The organism is Robertmurraya kyonggiensis (assembly GCF_005116465.1).
Classification (GTDB): Bacteria; Bacillota; Bacilli; order Bacillales; family Cytobacillaceae; genus Robertmurraya; species Robertmurraya kyonggiensis.
On the sequence record NZ_SWBM01000031.1, the window covers coordinates 1 to 1,771 of the forward strand.

At 48.2% G+C, this 1,771-nt stretch carries 1 protein-coding gene; it reads right to left on the minus strand.

What is annotated here, in order from left to right; genetic code table 11:
• Nucleotides 1-485: 485 nt before the first annotated feature.
• Nucleotides 486-1,771, minus strand: a 1,286-nt coding sequence (locus FA727_RS24605) for a DDE-type integrase/transposase/recombinase (RefSeq protein ID WP_136833903.1), incomplete at its 5' end; no start/stop codon positions are given.

A 1,771-nucleotide genomic window follows, 5' to 3' on the forward strand; every position in this document is an offset into this window, starting at 1 on the left:
CTGTTAAGGCCTCGAAAGAACCCAGAAAGATCCCTTATAGCATAAGCTATCTTTTAAAGTGTACCCCAAGAGGATACTTGGGAACAAACTGCATGTGTTTTGCCGGAGCAAGAACCCAGTAAGACCCACGGAGCGACAGCGTTAAGCTGGAAACTACCACAAAGTAGCATAATAGGAGGAACAGATCCGTTCTTGGCCCCGAAAGAACCCGGATAGACCTTTTTTATAGTCTCCGAATGCTTGTAAAAGAAACTTTCCAAGTCTAGAAAGAACGCGGAAGTTTTGTATGATGTCACGAAGACAAGTAAACAACCCAGCAAAGGGAGCTTTATTGAGATATATCTCGTTGCCGGAACAACGGTACAAGGGAACATGTAATGCCGAAGCAATTAGTTCATATATTGCCGGAGCAATGTTTACAGAAGAACTCTGGATGCCAAAGCAATTGGTTCTTGCGGTGCCGAAGCACTGTTACAGTGAAGGAGCTACGCGTAGAATTTGCGTAGATGTTCTATATTCCAAGGATTTGGTAATTCCACACCATCTTCTGTTTGAAGTCTGTAGGTGCCTGGCTTGAGGACCTTGGAAACAAGAAAAGGACCATCCCAGGGTGAAGTAAGCTTGGAGTGACCGGCTGTATTCTGAATTCGGCGGAGCACCAAGTCACCAATCTGGAATGATCTTGTCTTCACATTCTTGTCATGAAATCGACGAATACCCTGAAGATAGGCAGCATTGTGTAACAAGGCTGCCAGTCGTACTTCTTCAGCCGTATCAACCTCCAGCATCCGTTGTTCGTCCGCCATGGCTTCTTGGAATTCCTCAACGCGAGGAGCACCGTGCATGACGTCAACAGGTAGAACGGCCTCTGATCCATACACCAGGAAGAAGGGAGATTGCCCTGTAGCTTTACTGGGTTGAGATCGTAGGCCCCAGACAACTGGAAAGAGTTCTTTCATCCACCGGCCTTCTGCTTTCTTCAGGGTTCGTTCCATGCGAGCTTTAAGTCCATCGAGGAGCATGCCATTGGCTCTTTCAACTTGTCCGTTGGCACGAGGATGAGCAACAGAGGCATAGGATACCTCGATGCTGCGATCTTCACAGTAGTCCCAGAACTTGTTGCCTGTGAAGGTAGTACCCAAATCTGTGATGATTTGGTGTGGTATCCCGAAGCGAAGAATCAACTCTTGGAGGAATTGGACTGCTTTCTCAGAGGTTGGTTTGACAACCGGAAAGACTTCTATCCACTTTGAGAATTTGTCAATGGCGACGAAACAGTATTCAAATCCACCAGGCGCCCTGGGTAGTTTCCCAATCATATCAAGCCCCCAGCATGCGAACGGCCATGACGGAGGTATCAATTTGATCTTGTGCGCAGGCTGATGTGAGTGATGAGCGAAATATTGACAACCCTTGCAGTGACGAACAATTTCCTCAGCGTCGTGTAGAGCTGTAGGCCAGTAGAACCCGGCACGGAAGGCTTTGCCTACGATAGTGCGGGAAGCTGCATGATTGCCACATTCTCCTGCGTGAATTTCCTCCAGGATGTTGACTCCTTCTTGCTGTGAGACGCATTTCATCAATGCGCCAGAGCGTGCGCCACGTCGGTACAGTGTATCGCCGATTATAACATAGGACTTGCTACGGCGGACAATTTGCTGAGCTTCTGCCTTCTCGGCAGGAAGTTTGTCGTGCAAGATGTAGTCTATAATCGGAGCGCTCCAAGTGGCGTCAATGAGCATAACCTCGGGAGCTGAGGTTGTATCATCAG